Origin of the sequence: Streptococcus sp. 53 (assembly GCF_013276565.1) — a bacterium.
GTDB lineage: Bacteria > Bacillota > Bacilli > Lactobacillales > Streptococcaceae > Streptococcus.
Genome location: NZ_VMLG01000004.1, coordinates 238,835 through 259,249, shown reverse-complemented (window position 1 = coordinate 259,249; position 20,415 = coordinate 238,835). Strand labels below are relative to the sequence as shown.

General features: G+C 40.0%; 16 protein-coding genes. All 16 read left to right on the top strand.

Features of this window, described 5'->3' with window-relative positions; all coding sequences use genetic code 11:
- Position 1 precedes the first annotated feature (1 nt).
- Positions 2–1,168: a recombinase RecA gene (gene recA, locus HT722_RS01810; protein ID WP_050243130.1), complete on the top strand. Its 1,167-nt coding sequence runs from the start codon at positions 2–4 to the stop codon at positions 1,166–1,168.
- Between the two features lie 115 nt (positions 1,169–1,283).
- Positions 1,284–2,654 (top strand): MATE family efflux transporter, encoded by a 1,371-nt coding sequence (locus HT722_RS01805; RefSeq protein ID WP_173277169.1) that lies wholly within the window; start codon positions 1,284–1,286, stop codon positions 2,652–2,654.
- A 369-nt stretch (positions 2,655–3,023) separates the two neighbouring features.
- Positions 3,024–3,974, top strand: coding sequence for an N-acetylmuramoyl-L-alanine amidase family protein (locus HT722_RS01800; RefSeq protein ID WP_050971449.1), 951 nt, complete (start codon positions 3,024–3,026; stop codon positions 3,972–3,974).
- A gap of 370 nt (positions 3,975–4,344) precedes the next feature.
- Positions 4,345–4,689, top strand: a complete 345-nt coding sequence (locus HT722_RS10635; protein WP_001056000.1) for a helix-turn-helix transcriptional regulator — start codon at positions 4,345–4,347, stop codon at positions 4,687–4,689.
- Positions 4,690–4,701: 12 nt separating this feature from the next.
- On the top strand, positions 4,702–5,448 hold the full coding sequence (locus tag HT722_RS01790) for an ImmA/IrrE family metallo-endopeptidase (RefSeq protein WP_319637072.1): 747 nt from the start codon (positions 4,702–4,704) through the stop codon (positions 5,446–5,448).
- The gene (locus HT722_RS01785) at positions 5,441–5,866 is read left to right on the top strand and encodes a hypothetical protein (protein ID WP_173277167.1); all 426 of its coding nucleotides are present in this window, start codon (positions 5,441–5,443) and stop codon (positions 5,864–5,866) included. The genes HT722_RS01790 and HT722_RS01785 overlap by 8 nt, the downstream gene beginning before the upstream one ends.
- A gap of 756 nt (positions 5,867–6,622) precedes the next feature.
- Entirely contained in the window at positions 6,623–7,132 is a 510-nt protein-coding gene (locus HT722_RS01780) for a PBECR4 domain-containing protein (protein ID WP_345789568.1), read from the top strand.
- Between the two features lie 777 nt (positions 7,133–7,909).
- Positions 7,910–11,635 (top strand): Rib/alpha-like domain-containing protein, encoded by a 3,726-nt coding sequence (locus tag HT722_RS10390; RefSeq protein WP_240146908.1) that lies wholly within the window; start codon positions 7,910–7,912, stop codon positions 11,633–11,635.
- 319 nt (positions 11,636–11,954) lie between these two features.
- Complete coding sequence (locus HT722_RS01765) at positions 11,955–12,413, top strand: DUF4231 domain-containing protein (protein ID WP_031222784.1); 459 nt, start codon at positions 11,955–11,957, stop codon at positions 12,411–12,413.
- 12 nt (positions 12,414–12,425) lie between these two features.
- Positions 12,426–13,034, top strand: a complete 609-nt coding sequence (locus tag HT722_RS01760) for a hypothetical protein (protein WP_173277164.1) — start codon at positions 12,426–12,428, stop codon at positions 13,032–13,034.
- Positions 13,027–13,437, top strand: a complete 411-nt coding sequence (locus HT722_RS01755; RefSeq protein WP_000595751.1) for a hypothetical protein — start codon at positions 13,027–13,029, stop codon at positions 13,435–13,437. Before HT722_RS01760 ends, HT722_RS01755 begins: the two co-directional genes overlap by 8 nt.
- A gap of 10 nt (positions 13,438–13,447) precedes the next feature.
- Positions 13,448–14,863 (top strand): cholesterol-dependent cytolysin pneumolysin, encoded by a 1,416-nt coding sequence (ply, locus tag HT722_RS01750; protein ID WP_166735376.1) that lies wholly within the window; start codon positions 13,448–13,450, stop codon positions 14,861–14,863.
- A 670-nt stretch (positions 14,864–15,533) separates the two neighbouring features.
- On the top strand, positions 15,534–16,250 hold the full coding sequence (locus HT722_RS01745) for a YebC/PmpR family DNA-binding transcriptional regulator (RefSeq protein ID WP_000532883.1): 717 nt from the start codon (positions 15,534–15,536) through the stop codon (positions 16,248–16,250).
- A 178-nt stretch (positions 16,251–16,428) separates the two neighbouring features.
- Complete coding sequence (locus HT722_RS01740) at positions 16,429–16,899, top strand: MarR family winged helix-turn-helix transcriptional regulator (protein WP_000360537.1); 471 nt, start codon at positions 16,429–16,431, stop codon at positions 16,897–16,899.
- The gene (locus HT722_RS01735) at positions 16,874–18,643 is read left to right on the top strand and encodes an ABC transporter ATP-binding protein (RefSeq protein ID WP_173277160.1); all 1,770 of its coding nucleotides are present in this window, start codon (positions 16,874–16,876) and stop codon (positions 18,641–18,643) included. Before HT722_RS01740 ends, HT722_RS01735 begins: the two co-directional genes overlap by 26 nt.
- On the top strand, positions 18,633–20,393 hold the full coding sequence (locus HT722_RS01730; RefSeq protein WP_173277158.1) for an ABC transporter ATP-binding protein: 1,761 nt from the start codon (positions 18,633–18,635) through the stop codon (positions 20,391–20,393). The genes HT722_RS01735 and HT722_RS01730 overlap by 11 nt, the downstream gene beginning before the upstream one ends.
- Positions 20,394–20,415: the final 22 nt, after the last annotated feature.

Genomic DNA, 20,415 nt, shown 5'->3' with positions numbered 1-20,415 from the left:
AATGGCGAAAAAACCAAAAAAATTAGATGAAATTTCAAAAAAATTTGGGGCAGAACGTGAAAAGGCCTTGAATGACGCTCTTAAATTGATTGAGAAAGACTTTGGTAAAGGATCAATCATGCGTTTGGGTGAACGTGCGGAGCAAAAGGTGCAAGTGATGAGCTCAGGTTCTTTAGCTCTTGACATTGCCCTTGGTTCAGGTGGTTATCCTAAGGGACGTATCATCGAAATCTATGGACCAGAGTCATCTGGTAAGACAACGGTTGCCCTTCATGCAGTTGCACAAGCGCAAAAAGAAGGTGGGATTGCAGCCTTTATCGATGCGGAACATGCCCTCGATCCAGCTTATGCTGCGGCCCTTGGTGTCAATATTGACGAATTGCTCTTGTCACAACCAGACTCAGGAGAGCAAGGTCTTGAGATTGCAGGAAAATTGATTGACTCAGGTGCTGTAGATCTTGTCGTGGTCGACTCAGTTGCGGCCCTTGTACCTCGTGCGGAAATTGATGGAGATATCGGAGATAGCCACGTTGGTTTGCAGGCTCGTATGATGAGTCAGGCCATGCGTAAACTTGGTGCTTCTATCAATAAAACCAAAACAATTGCTATCTTTATCAACCAATTGCGTGAAAAAGTTGGGGTCATGTTTGGAAATCCAGAAACAACACCTGGTGGACGTGCTTTGAAATTCTATGCTTCAGTGCGTTTGGATGTTCGTGGTAATACACAAATTAAGGGAACTGGTGACCAAAAAGAAACCAATGTCGGTAAAGAAACTAAGATTAAGGTTGTAAAAAATAAGGTAGCTCCACCGTTTAAGGAAGCCGTAGTTGAAATTATGTACGGGGAAGGAATTTCTAAGACTGGTGAACTCTTGAAGATTGCAAGCGACTTGGATATTATCAAAAAAGCAGGGGCTTGGTATTCTTACAAAGATGAAAAAATTGGGCAAGGTTCTGAGAATGCTAAGAAATACTTGGCAGAGCACCCAGAAATCTTTGATGAAATTGATAAGCAAGTCCGTTCTAAATTTGGCTTGATTGATGGAGAAGAAGCTTCTGTAGAAGGTGTTGAAGCTAAAAAAGAAGAAGCAGTTCAAGCAGATTCTGTGAATGAAGAAGTCACACTTGACTTAGGTGATGAACTTGAAATCGAAATTGAAGAATAAGCTGTTAAAGTAGTGGAGAAAATCCGCTGCTTTTTCGTTGTCTTTTTCTGGTTTTCAGCTCACGCATAGTTTGCTGTTTCTTGTCGCTCCTCTAGAAAGCTGATATAATAGCTTTATGAATAAAAAACGAACAGTGAACCTGATTCATGGTCCTATTCTTTCCTCGCTTGTGAGTTTTGCCTTCCCAATCTTGCTATCAAATATTTTTCAACAGCTCTATAACACTGCTGATGTCTTGATTGTTGGGCGATTTCTGGGTCAAGATTCCTTGGCTGCAGTAGGGGCGACGACAGCAATTTTTGACCTGATTGTAGGATTCACTCTTGGTGTTGGCAATGGCATGGGAATTGTCATTGCCCGTTATTACGGGGCTCGGAATTTTATAAAAATTAAGGAAGCAGTAGCAGCCACCTGGATTTTAGGTGCTCTTTTGAGTGTTGTAGTTATGCTGCTGGGCTTTCTTGGTTTGTATCCTCTCTTGCAATACCTAGATACTCCTGCAGAAATTCTTCCCCAGTCCTATCAATATATTTCTATGATTGTGACCTGTGTTGGTGTCAGTTTTGCTTATAATCTTTTTGCAGGTTTGTTGCGGTCCATTGGGGACAGTCTGGCAGCGCTTGGTTTTTTGATTTTTTCTGCTCTTGTCAATGTGGTTCTGGATCTCTATTTTATTACACAACTGCATCTGGGAGTTCAATCCGCGGGACTTGCTACCATCATTTCGCAAGGCTTATCAGCGGTTCTCTGTTTTTATTATATCCGTAAGAGTGTGCCAGAACTTTTGCCTCAACTCAAGCATTTCAAATGGGACAAGGCCTTATACGCGGATCTCTTGGAGCAAGGTTTGGCTATGGGCTTGATGAGTTCAATTGTATCTATCGGCAGTGTGATTTTACAGTCTTCTGTTAATACCTTTGGTGCAGTGATTATTAGTGCTCAAACGGCGGCTCGCCGCATCATGGCCTTTGCCCTTCTTCCTATGACCGCTATTTCTGCTTCGATGACGACCTTTGCTTCTCAGAATCTAGGAGCTAAGCGACCTGACCGCATTGTTCAAGGTCTTCGAATCGGCAGTCGTTTAAGTATGTCCTGGGCAGTTTTTGTTTGTATCTTTCTCTTTTTTGCCAGTCCAGCCTTGGTTTCCTTCTTGGCTAGTTCGACGGATAGCTACTTGGTAGAAAATGGAAGTCTTTATCTACAAATCAGCTCAGCTTTTTACCCCATTTTGAGTCTCTTGTTGATTTATCGCAATTGTTTGCAGGGTTTGGGGCAAAAGATTCTTCCTCTGGTTTCTAGCTTTATCGAACTAATCGGGAAAATTGCTTTTGTAGTTTTGATTATTCCTTGGGCAGGCTATAGAGGAGTTATTCTTTGCGAACCCCTAATCTGGGTTGCCATGACCATCCAACTGTATTTCTCACTGTTTCGTCACCCCTTGATAAAAGAAGGTAAGGCCATCTTGGTAACAAAAGTGTCATCATAGCTCGATTTGCTGAATAAAATCTCTTTTCTCTAGTGAAAATCGAAAAAACTTGTGTTCTCCTCTTTTAGTTTGGTCTTGAAAATAGTTTAATATACTTTTGACTTCTTTTATATGATATAATGTATTTATTAAAAGGACATATAGAGACTGTAAAAATATACTTTTGAAAAGCTTTTTAGTCTGGGGTGTTATTGTAGATAGAATGCAGACCTTGTCAGTCCTATTTACAGTGTCAAAATAGTGCGTTTTGAAGTTCTATCTACAAGCCTAATCGTGACTAAGATTGTCTTCTTTGTAAGGTAGAAATAAAGGAGTTTCTAGCTCTGGATTGTAAAAAAATAAGTTGTTTTAATTGATAAGGAGTAGAATATGGAAATTGATGTGAGTAAATTAAGAACAGATTTGCCTCAAGTCGGCGTGCAACCATATAGGCAAGTCCATGCCCATTCCACAGGCAACCGTAACTCAACGGTGCAAAATGAGGCTGACTACCATTACAGAAAAGATCCTGAATTGGGCTTCTTTTCTCACGTAGTCGGTAATGGTCGTGTTATGCAGGTAGGACCTGTTGATAATGGTGCCTGGGACGTTGGGGGCGGTTGGAATGCAGAAGGTTATGCACAAGTTGAACTGATTGAAAGCCATGAATCAAAAGAAGAGTTTCTGATTGACTATCGTCTCTATATCGAACTCTTGCGCAATCTAGCGGATGAAGCTGGTATACCGAAAACACTTGATACAGACGACTTGGCAGGTATCAAGACACACGAATATTGCACCAATAACCAACCTGACAACAACTCAGATCACATTGACCCCTATCCTTATCTTGCCAAATGGGGTATTAGCCGTGAGCAATTCAAGCAGGATATTGAAAACGGCTTGACGATTGAAGCAGGATGGCAACAGAACGATACTGGTACCTGGTATGTACACTCAGATGGTTCTTATCCAAAAGATAAGTTTGAGAAAGTCAATGGTACCTGGTATTACTTTGACGGTTCAGGCTATATGCTTGCAGACCGCTGGAAGAAGCACATAGACGGCAACTGGTACTGGTTTGACCAGTCAGGCGAAATGGCTACAGGTTGGAAGAAAATCGCTGAGAAGTGGTACTATTTCGATGGAGAAGGTGCTATGAAAACAGGCTGGATCAAGTACAAGGAGACTTGGTACTATCTTGATAGTCAAAATGGGGACATGGTTTCTAATGCCTTTGTCAAATCAAATGATGGATGGTATTACCTTAAAGAAGATGGTACGATAGCAGAAAAACCAGAATTTACAGTCGAGCCTGAAGGCTTGATAACAGTAAAATAATAATGGAATGTCTTTCAAATCAGAACAGCGCATATTATTAGGTCTTGAAAAAGCTTAATAGTATGCGTTTTCTTGTGGAGATATTTCCTTCAATTTTTGCTACTATATTAAATAAAAATCAAAAAGCAAACTAGAAAGCTATGCTCAAATAAAATCTAAATTTGACAATGTAAACCGAGTCGGATAGCTTTAAGTACTGTTTTGAGGTTGAAGATACGATTTTTGATAGGAACTCATCAAATAGGTTTAATATCATCAATTTTGGATTTTTAAGCAGTATCAATAAATTGCTTCCTTGTTTTGTCATATTTTTTTTATTTAAAAAATTGACTTTATGACAAGGGTGTGCTATTCTTTTTATGAGAGGTGTATGAATATGATAAATGTATGTGATGTTGGAAAAAGAATAAAAGAACTTAGAATATCTTCAAATCTTACTCAAGATAAGATTGCTGAATATTTGTCTTTGAATCAAAGCATGATTGCCAAAATGGAAAAAGGTGAAAGGAATATCACGTCGGATGTTATTGAGAAACTATCTGCCCTGTTTTGCTGTACGGTTGAGTATCTTTTGTTTGGCGAACAAGCTGAACAACAGTGTGTCATATCGTTTAGAAAAAATAAAATAGTAGACCAAGATCTTAAAGTTTTAGCGAAAATCAATAAAATTGTATTGAATCAATTTGAGATAGATCAGCTATTGGAGACAAAATAAATGATTGATAAAATGGATTTAAGTAATAAAGCTTCAAATCTTAGAAAAAAGTTGGGAGCTGATGGTGAAGCGCCGATAGATATTTTTAAATTGGTACAAAAGATAGAAAATTTGACGCTGGTATTTTATGGACTCGGAAAGAATATTAGCGGAGTCTGTTATAAAGGAACTCGGTCCAGTCTCATTGTAATCAATTCAGACATGTCATTAGGAAGGCAAAGATTTTCTTTAGCACATGAACTGTATCATCTTTATTATGATGAGGTGAAGAAGAGTTCAGTCAGTCTTATCTTGATTGGTGAAGGAGATGAAACTGAAAGAAAAGCGGATCAGTTTGCTTCTTATTTTTTAATTTCCCCATCTTCACTGTATAGGATGGTTGAGGAAATCAGAGAAAATGCCAATAGAACTCATCTTGAAGTAGAAGATATTATAAAATTGGGTCAGTTTTATGGTATCAGTCATAAAGCTATGTTATATAGATTGAGGAATGATGGATACCTTGATGCAGAAGAAATTAAAAATATGGATATTAGTGTTATAGAGACAGCTTCAAGATTAGGCTATGATACAAGTTTATATCGTCCTTTGTCAGAAAGTAAAAAGGAAATGGTATTAGGACACTATATTAAATCGACTGAACAACTTTTAGAAAATAACAGAATTTCGCAAGGGAAGTATGAGGAACTGCTACTAGATGCTTTCAGATATGATATTGTATATGGGCTAGATGAAGAGGGGGAGTTGTCGTTTGACTAGTCGTGTATTTATTGATACAGATTGTATTTCAGCATTTTTATGGATTGGCACTGAATATCTTTTAGAAAAGCTCTATTCGGGTAAAATTGTTATTCCACAAGAGGTGTATGATGAAATCAATATACCTACAATCCCCCATTTAAAATCTAGGATAGACCAGTTGGTAGCTAAGGGTTCGGCTGAGATTGTGAGCATAGACATTGGAACTGAAGAATACGAATTATATAGAAATTTAACAAGAAATCATGATAGTAACAAGGTTATTGGTAAGGGAGAAGCGGCTTCTATTTCCTTAGCGAAAAAGCATAATGGGATATTAGGAAGTAATAACCTAAGAGATGTTAAACCATATGTAGAAGAATTTTCTTTAGAACATATGACAACAGGAGATATACTGGTTGAAGCGTTTAAAGCGTAATTTATTACTGAACAAGAGGGCAATCATATCTGGAATAATATGCTTAAAAAGAGAAGGAAAATTGGGGCGGCTTCTTTTTCAGACTATCTTCGTGGAAGTATTCATCAAAATAGACAAAAATAAATTTGGATAAATCGAACTCACTATTCAGTAGGTATATGAGCAATTCGAAGAAGAAAAGTGTCAAATTGAGCCTATAAGAGTAGAGATGACCTACATAGGGGATGAGAGAAAAGTTGTCCTTGAAGTTTTCCTGAACTATCAGTCGCATATCAAACGATATGTGGGGTGATGTGAGAGGGGATAGCGAGTAGTTTTTAGTTGTTTTATCAAAAAACTTGTATTTTATCATACTGAATGATAAAATACAAGAAAAATAGTAGAATAAAGGAAAGCTTTTCTAAAATGTGTATCTCCCCACAGGATTCGTTCTTGTGGGATTTTTTTCGTTAAGGAAAGCGATAAATATTGACTTTTTTAAAGAAAGATGTCATAATTAAGTTGGAAAAAACGTAAAAGTATCACTTTTCTCGTTATCCCGACTCCCAAAACGTCGTTAAACCGCTCGGCAATCCATGGAGACATGGACACATAGTAGTAAGCACGCTATGTGGCTTGGCAGAGCTAAAAACTGTTCCCTTGCGATAAGCCTAATAAGCACAACATAGGGAGTTAGAGAAGCCGACTCTAATCATCCACTTTGGGCAGTAGTGAGAACTGCCCCGTGCTTTTTTTTATTTTGAGAAAATATGGAGTTTGTCGTTGAAATTACTTGATTGTATTTTAGATTATCAAGAGAAATTCGATGGAAAAACATGTCAAGTATCAACGAATTATAAGTATTTAGAGACTTTCGAAGTAGATTTTTGCTTGACTGATTTACATCATTTATTTGGCTTGCACAAAATCACACGAGATTATGCTAGTCAAACAATACCTGCTATTCAAGCTGGTGTTTTTATTTTGGAAGAATATAAAAATAATCCCATGTACAACGATGTTATAGAAAGGATATCTTTGTATAGTTTTATCGGTGATATCTTCTATTCTAAGATAACAAGTTGTTGTATCCTAGCCAAAGATTTATCTAAAAACACTATGAAGTTGGACGTCATATTTTTTGAAGATAGAAACAAAAGATCCGCAATTTTAGGTTTACGAAGAGATAAAAGTGGAGTGTTTAAACCGGTTACTCTACATTTTACAAGCGCTAAGAAATATGCTAAAGTTCGTAAAACAGATGTGAAAGAAATTAAATGGTTATAAAAAAAACTTTTTGCAGGCTTCGGCTTGCGTTTTTTTGTTTGATAAAATTAAAAAAATGTACAAAAATAAGTAGAATTGAAAACAGGAAAAAACACCTCCTTTCGATTCGCCAAGCCTCTTCGCAAGGCAATGAGGGGGCGGAGAGACGCGCTCGTCAACAGAAGTATCTCATTGGAAATGTTGCTCACTTTTTTAGTGAGCTTTTTATTTAAGGAATAGGAATGAAAAGTAAGAAGTTAAAATTATACTCAATGAAAATCTCATCAAACCCGTCAGCGTCGCCTTGCAGTCTGTATTTTACCGACCAAGCTATGATGATGGACTTAAATAGGTGGTTTGGAGCGTCCTAGTGGCTAGGAAATGCTGCTCATAGTCCTTTGCTGAGGCTAGGGTGTTTCAACATTCAACACTCAACTGGTTGATCTAATTGATAGGAAGGGAATTACTATAAAATACTCAGGTTTCTATCACATATTTTGAAATGTTTGTGTAATCAAAATGTAACAAAAATGTAATATTAGCATGGTAGAGAAAGTGCATATATAAATGTAGTATAATTGTTGTTTCTTTGTTAAAAAATAGGTTGTATCAACAGGTTTTATACGTCTGTGCATATATATATCGCTTTTTTCTTGCATTTTCTGACTCTATACTATCAGCGAGGGGGTTGATTTGTATATCAGAAGTGTTAGTATAGAGTTGATATATTATCGTCTGTCGGCTTTTTGCGCGCTTTCTAAGCTCGGAGAAACCCTCAGGCGAGGAAAGGATTCACTTATGTTCAAGAAAAAGAATGATGGTAATGGAGAGAAAATTTTCCGTTATTCCATCCGTAAATACCATTTTGGGGCTGCTAGCGTTGCGGTTGCAGCTCTGATGTTCTTTGCAAATGGGGTGCAAGCGCAGGCACCTGCGGTATCTTCGGCAACAGCCAGTGATGTAGTTGCTGGATCTGCTGGAAATTCAGATGGGGAACCACAGGAGTCGGATGAAGGAGAGCGGAAGGAGACTGTGCTCGAACAGCCGGCTGAAGGTAAGCCTGCGGATGAGATAAAAGCGCAAGATGCTAAAGCTGAAGAAGGAAGTCGAGAAGAATCGGAAGCTGAAGTTAAAAGTTCTCAGCCAGAGACTAAGATAGACGATAAAGAAGAAACTCCTCAGGTGGCGGAAGAAAAGAAGCAGGAAGAATCAGATCCAGTAGCCGACACAAGTGCAGCTAAATCGATCAAAGGAAGCCTAGAAGCTTTGTTGGAAAAACTAACTCTTAGCTCCATGAAAGCGCTCCACGATGAAGTGGAATCGCGTCTAGCAGCAGCTAAGGCAGTTTTGGACGACCCAAATGCGACGCAAGCGCAAGTTGACGAGCAAGTTAAACTCATGGAAGACCTGACTCGTCGGGTCAAGGAAGCTTTGTCACCTCAAGTTTCAACTCCTACAGTCTTAGAAAAAGCAGGTCTGACAAACACTACGTTGACTGCTCCAGAGGGGACTGTACTAACTCCAAAGGAAGCTGTTACAAAAGTCCTAGAGAAGAATCCTGTAGCATCAACTAATGGAGAAGTTAGGACTCCATCAACTAAACTTTCAAAGTCAGAAGTTAGTGATAATCAGAACAAAGAAAAGTTGAAAACGATTTCAAAATATTTGTCTGCCTATCTGATACAGGCAAATGAAATCACACGTCCTGAGACTAAGAAACTTTTAGAAGGAGTAGAAGAAGTTGTTAAATCAATTGAGGCTAGTGTATCACAACCTCAGCTAACACCAACTGAAATTGAAGAACTCCTTAAAAAGGGGAAACAAGCTGAGAAGAAACTTTTCTTAGCGATTAGTCGCGAAAATTCTGGGAAACGTGACTTGTTAAATGGTAAACCGATGAAACAAGGATCCTATCTGAGAGCTACACCAGCGGTGCTAAATACAAAAAGGGCGTATATTGTTCGAAAAGAGGACGGAATAGGTCTTCCTGCTGAGACGTATTTGTATGCGATGAAAAGAAGACAGTCTGAAAAGCCTACTGATAAAAATTTAGTGCCAGTAAGTGATGCTGTGAATGAGGCTAAGATTACTGTTACAAATTTAGGTAATGGTGACTTTCAATGGGATTTGACTTTTAATAGTAAAGAAGAAAATCACCAGAATGCTTTTTATTGGTTTACATTACCGAAAGGACATATTATTACACAAACATTGGCAGTTACTAGGACACATGGGGGACATACCAACTCATCCGTTAATGGAAGTCGTAGTTTTAACGAGGAATGGGGAGAGAGCATAAAAGAAACGATACAAGCAGGAAAAGCAACTTATGGTTCTGCTGTAGGTCCGACAGATTTTGATAATAATTTCAAAAGTCTTACAGATGTGACGAATACTACTTTTCTAGCTAAATCTGGTCAGAGTCAGAGAGTTGGAGATAATCCTACTGATAGTAGGAATTCAGATGGGTATTATTATTTAGGACCTACTCAAGATAGATTCCATAGATGGTCCTACTCAGCAGCAGTTTCTCAAGAATTTTATGAAAAATCAAAGAAAATTATAGAGGGATTAAAACAGAATACTGATTTATTATATTATTTCACCCTTAGCAATGGGAAAATACAACTTTCTTATAAAACTCATACAAACACACCGTATGCCCCAATCTATTATGGAGCGGGTATGAGATCGCTTGAGAATAATGAAGCTCTTATGTACTTCATGGCGAGAGGGTTACAAGAAAAGCCGAATGCTCCGACAGTTACATCTAGTGATGAAGGAACAGTAACAGTAACTCCTTATCAGAATTCTGATTCTGATCAAAATAAAAATGTAGATAAGGTAGAACTTTCTTATACGAATGCTAAAGGGGAAAGTAAAACTGCAATCTTAAAACGTGATGCTGGGAATGGAAAATGGTCAAGTAATGATACTGGAATTAAAGTTTTAGGGAATTCGTTTATTGTTAAACAAGGAACTGCCAAGGTTGGAACACAAGTAAAAGCTAAATCATACTATGGGAATAGTGATCTTAGTGATGAGCGTCAAGTACCTGTGCCAACGGCAATCCCACAAAATAAGAAGTATAATCCAACACCAAAAAAACAAACGGTATCAAGAGGCGAAACGCCAGTAGCCAAAAATAGTGTGAATACGGACAACCTACCAAACGACACGACTTATGAGTGGAAACCAGGTAATAAACCAGATACCAATACAAGTAAGACAAATCCTCCAGGGGACAAAGCAGGTGTTGTAGTGGTAACCTATCCAGATGGCACAACGAATGAAGTGAATGTGACTGTCAAAGTTACGGGACAAGACTTCACCCCAGTGAAACCAACCGATAAGGTTCCAGTAAAAGACAAAGCGCACTTAACTCCAGAAGAGAAAAAACAAGTGGCAGACAAAGTCAAAGCGAAGAACCCAGGTAAGGAAGTAACAGTAGGAGACGACGGCACCGCAACAGTGACAGATCCAACAACAGGAATCACTCATACAATTCCAGGAAGTGAGCTTGTAAATCAAGTTCCTAATAATGATGATAATTCTTCAAATGATGAAAAACCAGATCAAGGAATGGTTCCTCGTCCAAACCCAACACCAACTCCACGTCCTGACAACGGTGCTAATACTAACAACGGCGGTACTACCACCCCTGCTGACAGCAATAGCAACAGTGTGACACCAGATAACAGTGACAACACTCCAGCGCCTAGTGTGACGACCGACGATAGTAGCAACACCACCCCTGCTACTTCATCGTCTACTGTTGGACAGGCTCAAGCAAGCACTCCAGCTCATTCAGAAGATTCGACAAATCAAGCTACTGCTCCATCTGCTCAACAGAGGGGAGCAGGAAATGCGACAGCACCAGAGTCTTCACGAGGGCTATCTGGAAGTTCTGTGATGGCTCCAGCCCGTAGCCGTAGAAGTGTAGCTTTTGCTGGAGGCGCTCAATCGAGTCAAGAGAAACAGGTTGATAAATCCGTCTTAAGAGATTTGATTCAAGACTTGGAAACTCGTTTGAAAGACTTGGATGGTATTGATCAATCTGTCATCGACGCTGCGAAGCTCATTCTCGGAGAGGGTCAAGAAGCCCTTAGAAATGCTGACTTGACAGAGGCAGGCTTGAGAGAGATGACTGCTAAGATCAAAGAAGCACTCGAATCCTTGAAAGGCAAGCAAGCGACTAAGGATGAAGAAGAAATGCAAGAAACAAGGAAAGAACAAGGTCATCTTCCATACGGTACGATGATTGCTAGTCTGCTCGCCCTTCTTGGTCTCCTTCTCTTCCTCATCGCGCGTCGTAAGAAAGAGTCAGAACTCAAGAAATTGACCAAGGAATTGACTAAGGTTCTGCAAGAAAGCGACCTTACAAATGTAGATGCGAAAGCTCTCGACCAAGCACGAGAAGCTCTCGCTCAAGCAGTTGCCTTCCTAGCCAATGAGAAAGAGTCTGACCACACAGAAGATGAGTTGATTGAGAAACTCAAAGCTATTCTTGCTCAGTTAAGATAAGTAAGATAAGCAAAGCCTAGACTAGTCAGAAGCCAGCTAGAATAGTGATTGATAGAATGTTGGAAAAACTCAATTTGAGGTGAACATTCAGAAAATCTTTCTCTGATAAAACGCATAATATCAAGTTTTTTAAGGCAAGGTATTATGCGTTTTTATCATTTTGAAATTTTTGTTCCATCCTTTTTGTGATATTTTTCCCTTATTTCACAAATATTTCATATTTGGATTTTATAATAAGTTATAGTCCAGTTTTTACTATACTTTGATATTCAAATATGTTATACTATGATTATCAAAGTAAATGAAAGGGGTTACGAATATGACGCCAGAAGAAATGTACCTGACAGATCGATTGGACGTACAGATAGCTCATTTTTTAAAGAAAAGCGTTCAACATCGTAGACGCTATAAGGTATTAAAAATAACAGAAATCGTGGCAGGTTTTCTCATAGCTGTTTTTTGTGCTATTCCTATGCCAGGTGATCGCTACCGTTTGATTTCGGTTGCTTTGTCCAGTTTAGGCTTGCTGTGTGAGGGGATTCTCAATTTGTATAATGCCAAGGAACACTGGATTTCTTACCAAAAAACTGCACAACTCCTGGAGAGAGAAAAATTCCTCTATCAATGCCAAACGGAGAAATATGCAGGAAAGACCAAGGCTTTTGCCCTATTTGTCAAGACATGCGAAGGTCTTATCTCAGAGGAAATCAACCAGTGGGAAAGTATCCAGTCAAAAGAAGTGGCAGCTAGTGCAGATGCTCCAGAGAAAAAAGAGTAGGAGGTGAAGGAAATGTCTCAATCCAGCTACCTATTGCCCTTGCTCTGGTTAAAAAAAGAAGCCGATAAGGAAAAGATGAGCGCGACTCAGTGCCAGATATTTTTCTTTTACTATCAAATGTTTGAACTCTTATTTGCTAGAGAAAGCGACTTGAGAGACTTATGTCTGGGAAGGCAAGGTTTTTATTTCTCGCAGTTAGAGAAAGATTTGCTTTCTGGAGTTTCCCACTTTCTAAAAAACTTGGAGGGCAAGGGGACTCTCAAGGCTAACCAAGAAGTATCAGCTCGCAAAGCCCTTTTTCTAGCCTTGACAACTAGCCAGTCAGATTGGCAAGAGTTAGCTCCTGTTTTTGATTTTTATCAGGCTGTAGGGAGACTTGAACATCCTTCTCTCTTGAGTTCTCAGGACAGACAAGATCTGATGTGGATTTACCAGTCAGCTTTGGAGAAGGATTATAGTGTCAAGGTAATTGGCGACAAGCATTTTGTATTGAAGAGGCAAGATGCTACTAAATTGACAGGGCGCCAAACTCAAACTTTGGAAATTCTGAGTCAATCAGAAGACTTGGTCAATCCTGTCTATGTTACATTAGGAGAAAAGGGGGTGCTCTTGCTTGATTAAGAGAGGAGATGTTGTAGCTCTTTATTTGCCTTTTCCAAGTATTAGTAGCGATTTGGCTGTGAAGAATCATATGTATATCTGTATTGACAACAGCATGACTAAAAACAAAGAGTTGGTTAAAAATCAGACCTTCAAACCAGCTCTCTTGACCAGACGTTTGGTCAAGAACTTTATGATAGAAGAGCCGGATTTAGCTCGTAATCCTTTTACAAGACCAACCTTGATTGACTTAGATAAGGTATTTATGTTGGATAATACGGTCATTCCGACTTCTTATCTAGCCAGACGGCGACGCAATGTCTCAGAAGAATTGTACGAGGAAATTTTGGATCACTTAGTCCAACCACGGCTGATTTCGCTGAACAAGTCTGAGTTTATGCAACTCAATCCAGGAACTTATTAGGAGGTAGAAGATGACAAATAAAGCAGTAAATGACTTTATACTAGCTATGGATTATGATAAAAAGAAACTCTTGACCCATCAGGGAGAGAGTATTGAAAATCGTTTCATCAAAGAGGGGAATCAGCTACCCGATGAGTTTGTTGTTATCGAAAGAAAGAAGCGGAGCCTGTCGACAAACACAAGTGATATTTCCGTGACGGCTACCAACGACAGTCGCCTCTATCCTGGAGCGCTTCTCGTAGTGGATGAGACCTTGTTAGAGAATAATCCCACTCTTCTTGCGGTCGATCGTGCTCCGATGACTTATAGTATTGATTTGCCTGGTTTGGCAAGTAGTGATAGCTTTCTCCAAGTAGAAGATCCCAGCAATTCAAGTGTTCGCGGAGCAGTAAACGATTTGTTGGCCAAGTGGCATCAAGATTATGGTCAGGTCAATAATGTCCCAGCTAGAATGCAGTATGAAAAAATCACGGCTCACAGCATGGAACAACTCAAGGTCAAGTTTGGTTCTGACTTTGAAAAGACAGGGAATTCTCTTGATATTGATTTTAATTCTGTCCATTCGGGCGAAAAGCAGATTCAGATTGTCAATTTTAAGCAGATTTATTATACAGTCAGCGTAGATGCTGTTAAAAATCCAGGAGATGTGTTTCAAGATACTGTAACGGTAGAGGATTTAAGGCAGAGAGGAATTTCTGCAGAGCGTCCTTTGGTCTATATTTCGAGTGTTGCTTACGGGCGTCAGGTCTATCTCAAGTTGGAAACTACGAGTAAGAGTGATGAAGTAGAGGCTGCTTTTGAAGCTTTGATAAAAGGAGTCAAGGTAGCTCCTCAGACAGAGTGGAAACAGATTTTGGACAATACAGAAGTGAAGGCGGTTATTTTAGGGGGCGACCCAAGTTCGGGTGCCCGAGTTGTAACAGGCAAGGTGGATATGGTAGAGGACTTGATTCAAGAAGGCAGTCGCTTTACAGCAGATCACCCAGGCTTGCCGATTTCCTATACAACTTCTTTTTTACGGGACAATGTAGTTGCGACCTTTCAAAACAGTACAGACTATGTTGAGACTAAGGTGACAGCTTACAGAAACGGAGATTTACTCTTGGATCATAGTGGTGCCTATGTTGCTCAATATTACATTACTTGGGATGAATTATCCTATGATTATCAAGGTAAAGAAGTTTTGACTCCTAAGGCTTGGGACAGAAATGGGCAGGATTTGACGGCTCATTTTACCACTAGTATTCCTTTGAAAGGGAATGTTCGCAATCTCTCTATCAAAATTAGAGAGTGTACCGGACTTGCCTGGGAATGGTGGCGTACGGTTTATGAAAAAACCGATTTGCCACTAGTGCGTAAGCGGACGATTTCTATTTGGGGAACGACTCTTTATCCTCAGGTAGAGGATAAGGTAGAAAATGATTAGGAGAGAAGAATGTTTGCGACAAAAAGAGGCGATGATCTCTCTGCGAATATCTGAAAGTTTATCTCTTGCCTAGCGATTTCCATTGGAGTATGCTCGTGATGTTAAAATTAGTCTATCAAACCGTAGCTGTAAGAAAAAGTAAAAAGGGTAGTGAAACTCCTTGCTATACAGGGAATGAGCTACCTTTTGCTTGTTTTAGAAGTGCCAGTGTACTAGTCTAACTTCAGTATCATGTGAAATCAAAAAGAGCATAAATTTCTGTTTCAGGAACACATAAATTATGGTTTTGTTTAGAAATTCTTCTATTGATTTCTTAGAATACAATAGTGCCTATAAGAACTGTTGAATTTCAAAGTATTTACTTGAACTATCATATGTCTGGAGTAGACTGTCAACAAAAGGTGCAGTATGATTGTTTTTGTTGCTTATATCTACAAACTCAAAACAGTAGCTTGAGCGGACTTTGTCAAACTTGGCTGAGATTTTCTATTTTCAGATAATGGTCTAGTTTGTTTTTTGAATGTTGATAATGATGGAAAGGCAAGGAAATATTGGCAACAAAAGTGCTCTCCTAGCTGTATTTGCTAATAAAATCCGTTTCCTCTAGTGAAAATCGAAAAAACTTGTGTTATAATAAGAAAGATTAAAATGTGAAAAAAGGAGATTCCTAATGGGACGTAAATGGGCCAATATCGTAGCCAAGAAAACGGCTAAAGATGGAGCTAACTCTAAAGTATATGCAAAATTTGGTGTAGAAATCTATGTAGCAGCTAAAAAAGGTGATCCAGATCCAGAATCAAACTCAGCTTTGAAATTCGTTATCGACCGTGCTAAACAAGCCCAAGTGCCAAAACACGTTATCGATAAAGCTTTGGACAAGGCTAAAGGAAACACAGACGAAACCTTTACAGAAGGACGTTACGAAGGTTTTGGACCAAATGGTTCTATGCTGATTGTTGATACTTTGACTTCGAATGTCAACCGTACAGCGGCCAACGTCCGTGCAGCCTTTGGTAAAAACGGCGGAAACATGGGCGCTTCAGGTTCGGTTTCATACCTCTTTGACAACAAGGGAGTTATCGTATTTGCAGGTGAAGATGCCGATGCAGTCTTTGAGCAATTGCTTGAAGCAGATGTGGATGTGGATGATGTAGAAGCAGAAGAAGGTACAATCACAGTTTACACAGCTCCAACTGACCTTCATAAGGCTATCGTTGCCCTCCGTGAGTCAGGTGTCGAAGAATTCCAAGTGACAGAATTGGAAATGATTCCTCAGTCAGAAGTGGAATTGTCAGGCGATGACCTTGAAACCTTTGAAAAACTTTACAGTGTCCTTGAAGACGACGAAGACGTACAAAAAATCTACACAAACGTAGACGGCTTCTAATTTAACCTAGAGAATATGATCCTAAGTGAAAAAATCACTTGGGATTTTTTGGATCAAGAAAATAGTTCTCTAGGAAACTTTTTTTCTTGACATCTCTTTTCAAAGTGGTAAAATAGTTCTCATGAAAACTTATTTAGTTCCTAGGAGAACTAAATGTAATGGTTAGAAAGGAGTTAGTATGGATAAACCGATGTTAGTCTTTAAGCGTTTTGGTCATCAGATTCACCTGATGGTGCAAAAGGAAGCCAAACGTTGTGGTATTGAATTTATGGGTGGGCCTCAAGGTCAGGTTGTGCGTTTTTTGGATAATCGTGAGAAAAACCAAGACTTGGTCTTGATTAAAGATATCGAGCAGGAACTCAATATTAGCAAGTCTGTTGCTAGTAATTTGGTCAAGCGTATGGTGCAAAATGGTTTGGTGGAATTGGAGGCGAGTCCTAGCGATAAGCGGGCAAAATTTGTTCGTTTGACGGACAAAGCACGTTCTCAGATGCAACAGGTTAAGGCCTTTTTTGAACGCATAGACAAGCAGTTATTGGCAGGCGTAGATAAAGATGAATTACTGATCTTTGAGAAAGTCCTCAGTCAACTACAGGAAAATATCAAGGGAATAGGAGGAGAGAATGAAGAAATTAGCCAAACGAATTAGTGGAAAAGAATGGGGGATGATTTTACTAGCCATTCTCTTTACCTGCTTTTCGGTCTATCTGGAGTTGGAAGTGCCGACCTATATCTCTAAAATTACGGATTTGCTAGGAAGTCAAGGAACCAACTTGGATGAGTTATGGCAACCAGCAGGTATGATGGTGGGAATGTCCTTTCTGGCTTTCTTGTTCTCAGTTGCAGTTGGATTTTTTGCGTCCAGAGTAGCTGCTTCTTATACTAGTAGGCTGAGAAGTGATATTTTTAACCGAGTTTTAGACTACTCGCAGACAGAGATTAAGAAATTCTCTATTCCCAGTCTTCTAACTCGTACTACCAATGATATTACTCAGGTTCAGATGTTGATTACCATGGGCCTACAAGTGGTTACGCGTGGTCCGATCATGGCTATCTGGGCCATCGGGAAAATTTTAGGACATTCAGAATATTGGCTCTGGGCTGTGCTTGTGGCAGTGATTGTCAATGTTTTGATGACAACAGTTTTGATGACGCTAGCCTTTCCAAAACAGTCCTTGATTCAGGGGTTGACAGATAAACTGAACAGTATCACTCGTGAGAGTTTAACAGGTATTCGTGTCGTTCGTGCCTACAATGCAGAAGATTACCAAAATGACAAATTTGCAGCAGCAAATGATGAGCTGACACGTTTGAATTTGTTTGTCAACCGTCTTATGGCTATTTTGAATCCTATCATGATGGGGATTTCAAGTGGTTTGAGTGTGGCGATTTACTGGATTGGGGCCTATGTAATCAACGATGCTGCTCCAACAGCGCGTCTGCCTCTCTTTAGTGACATGGTTGTTTTCATGTCTTATGCCATGCAGGTTGTCATGGGCTTCCTTCTCATGGGAGCACTCTTCATCGTTCTTCCCCGAACCATGGTCTCTGCCAATCGGATTAATCAAGTTTTAGATTTGCATTCTTCTATCCAAAACCCTGCTCAAGTGCAGCTGGCTGATGAAAACCTCAAAGGCCAGGTCGAATTTAAGGATGTGACTTTCCGCTATGCGGCAAATTCGGAGGCGGTTATTGAGCATGTTAGCTTTAGAGCAGACGCTGGTCAAACAGTGGCCTTTATTGGGTCAACTGGTTCTGGTAAATCTACTCTGGTCAATCTGATTCCACGTTTCTACGATGTGTCAGAAGGAGAAATTCTGGTGGACGGTGTCAATGTTCAAGACTATGCTCTAGAAGATTTGCGCAACAAGGCTGGTTATATTCCTCAGAAAGCGGTTCTCTTTTCAGGTGATGTCAAGGGCAATTTGGACTTTGGACAGAGTCAAGAAACACCGCTTAGTGAGCAAGCTATGTGGCAAGCTTTGGAATTGGTCCAGTCTAAGAACTTTATCGAAGACAAGGAAGCTGGCTTGGCCTCAGAAGTGGCCCAAGGAGGAACCAACTTCTCAGGTGGTCAAAGACAGCGTCTGGCAATTGCGCGTGCCTTGGCTCGGAAGCCAGAAATCCTCATATTTGATGACTCCTTCTCAGCCTTGGACTACAAGACAGATCGTGTCCTACGCCAAGAGCTAGCAGAGAAAACCAAGTCTATGACCAAGCTTATCGTCGCACAGCGTATTTCAACGATTATGGATGCTGATTTGATTTTGGTCTTGGATCAAGGAAAAGTCGTGGGACAAGGCACCCACAAGGAACTTCTAGCTAATAATGAAGTTTACCAAGAAATTGCCTATTCACAACTATCGAAGGAGGAATTGGAACATGGAAAATAAGAAAATGTCTCTTTGGAAACAGAGTAAACCCTATCTTGCAGGCCTCCAGTTTGCCCTTCTGATAGCCTTTCTAGCAACAATCCTATCCAATATCATTACTGTTTATGGGCCGACTCGCATCAAGGAAATGACTAATATTATTGCCAGTGGTTTGGAAACAAGTGTGGATGTCGCGGCGGTTGCAGCTATTGGTGGTTTTTTGGCTGTGATTTATGTGATCGGACTTTTATCAAATTATTTACAGGCATTTCTGTTTACAACAGCCATTCAACGTTTTTCAGAGCGTTTGAGAACAGCGATTGCAGAGAAAATTAATCGCCTTCCATTGGGATATTTTGATGGACATTCTCAAGGAGATACCTTGTCTCGTGTAACCAATGATGTTGACACTGCAGCCCAGTCCCTTAATCAAAGTCTGGGAACAGTTCTTTCATCCACTTTACTGGTCTTAGCAGTCTTGGTAACCATGTTTGGGATGAACTGGATTTTGGCCTTGGTGACGGTTGTGTCAACTCTTGTTGGCTTTGCTTTCGTGTCTGTCTTTATGGGCAAATCCCAGGGCTTCTTTAAGAGTCAGCAACAGGATTTGGCAGCTGTCAATGGCTATGTGGAGGAAGTGTACTCTGGCCATAATGTGGTGACCAGTTACAATGCTATCGAGAGTACGAAAGAAGAGTTTGCGAAATTAAACAATCGTCTGTATGATAGTATCTGGAAATCTCAGTTTATTTCAGGGATTATGATGCCGATTATGATGTTTATTGGGAACTTTAGCTATGCCTTGGTGATTATCGTTGGTGCAGCCTTGGCTTTAAATGGACACATCAGTATCGGGATTATCGTTGCCTTTATGGCCTACGTTCGTATCTTTTCTCAACCTCTTTCACAAATCGCCCAAGGAATTACCAGTCTTCAGCAGGCTAGTGCGGCCATGGGACGTGTCTTTGAATTTCTAGCTGAAGAGGAGATGGAAGATGAATTCTATAAAGCAAGACAATTGAGCGATGTGAAAGGTCAAGTGGTCTTTGATAGAGTTTCCTTTGGTTACACACCAGAGCGAACTATTATCCATGACTTTTCTGCGACCGCTCATGCAGGTCAAAAGATTGCGATTGTCGGACCGACTGGGGCTGGTAAGACAACTATTGTCAATCTTTTGATGAAGTTCTATGAGATTGATAAGGGAAGTATCCGCATCGATGGTGTGGATACCAAAGAGATGAAGCGTTCGGAAGTACACGATGCCTTTTCAATGGTCTTGCAGGACACTTGGCTCTTTGAAGGAACCATTCGCGACAATCTTATCTATAACCAAAAAGGTATCAGTGATGAGCGCGTGATTGAAGCCAGCAAGGCTGTAGGGATTCACCACTTTATTATGACACTACCAGATGGTTACGATACAGTCTTGGATGATACAGTGACCTTGTCTGTCGGGCAAAAACAACTCTTAACTATTGCTCGTGCTTTGTTAAAAGATGCGCCACTCTTGATTTTGGATGAGGCGACTTCTTCTGTTGATACCCGTACAGAGGAATTGATTCAGAAAGCCATGGATCGTTTGATGGAGGGAAGAACTTCCTTTGTCATCGCCCACCGCTTGTCTACCATCCGAAATGCTGATTTGATTCTCGTCATGAAAGATGGCAATATCATCGAGCAAGGAAATCATGATGAGCTGATGGCGCAAGCTGGTTTCTACGCTGACCTCTATAACAGTCAGTTTACAGAAGACGAAGCAGAAGAATAAATCCAAAGAAGGCTTGACGGCC

Excerpts from the sequence above, each read along its gene's own strand:
- recA (WP_050243130.1), top strand. The coding sequence starts at position 2 with ATGGCGAAAAAACCAAAAAAATTAGATGAAATTTCAAAAAAATTTGGG.
- HT722_RS01805 (WP_173277169.1), top strand. The coding sequence starts at position 1,284 with ATGAATAAAAAACGAACAGTGAACCTGATTCATGGTCCTATTCTTTCC.
- HT722_RS01800 (WP_050971449.1), top strand. The coding sequence starts at position 3,024 with ATGGAAATTGATGTGAGTAAATTAAGAACAGATTTGCCTCAAGTCGGC.
- HT722_RS10635 (WP_001056000.1), top strand. The coding sequence starts at position 4,345 with ATGAATATGATAAATGTATGTGATGTTGGAAAAAGAATAAAAGAACTT.
- HT722_RS01790 (WP_319637072.1), top strand. The coding sequence starts at position 4,702 with ATGGATTTAAGTAATAAAGCTTCAAATCTTAGAAAAAAGTTGGGAGCT.
- HT722_RS10390 (WP_240146908.1), top strand. The coding sequence starts at position 7,910 with ATGTTCAAGAAAAAGAATGATGGTAATGGAGAGAAAATTTTCCGTTAT.
- HT722_RS01765 (WP_031222784.1), top strand. The coding sequence starts at position 11,955 with ATGACGCCAGAAGAAATGTACCTGACAGATCGATTGGACGTACAGATA.
- HT722_RS01760 (WP_173277164.1), top strand. The coding sequence starts at position 12,426 with ATGTCTCAATCCAGCTACCTATTGCCCTTGCTCTGGTTAAAAAAAGAA.
- ply (WP_166735376.1), top strand. The coding sequence starts at position 13,448 with ATGACAAATAAAGCAGTAAATGACTTTATACTAGCTATGGATTATGAT.
- HT722_RS01745 (WP_000532883.1), top strand. The coding sequence starts at position 15,534 with ATGGGACGTAAATGGGCCAATATCGTAGCCAAGAAAACGGCTAAAGAT.
- HT722_RS01740 (WP_000360537.1), top strand. The coding sequence starts at position 16,429 with ATGGATAAACCGATGTTAGTCTTTAAGCGTTTTGGTCATCAGATTCAC.
- HT722_RS01735 (WP_173277160.1), top strand. The coding sequence starts at position 16,874 with ATGAAGAAATTAGCCAAACGAATTAGTGGAAAAGAATGGGGGATGATT.
- HT722_RS01730 (WP_173277158.1), top strand. The coding sequence starts at position 18,633 with ATGGAAAATAAGAAAATGTCTCTTTGGAAACAGAGTAAACCCTATCTT.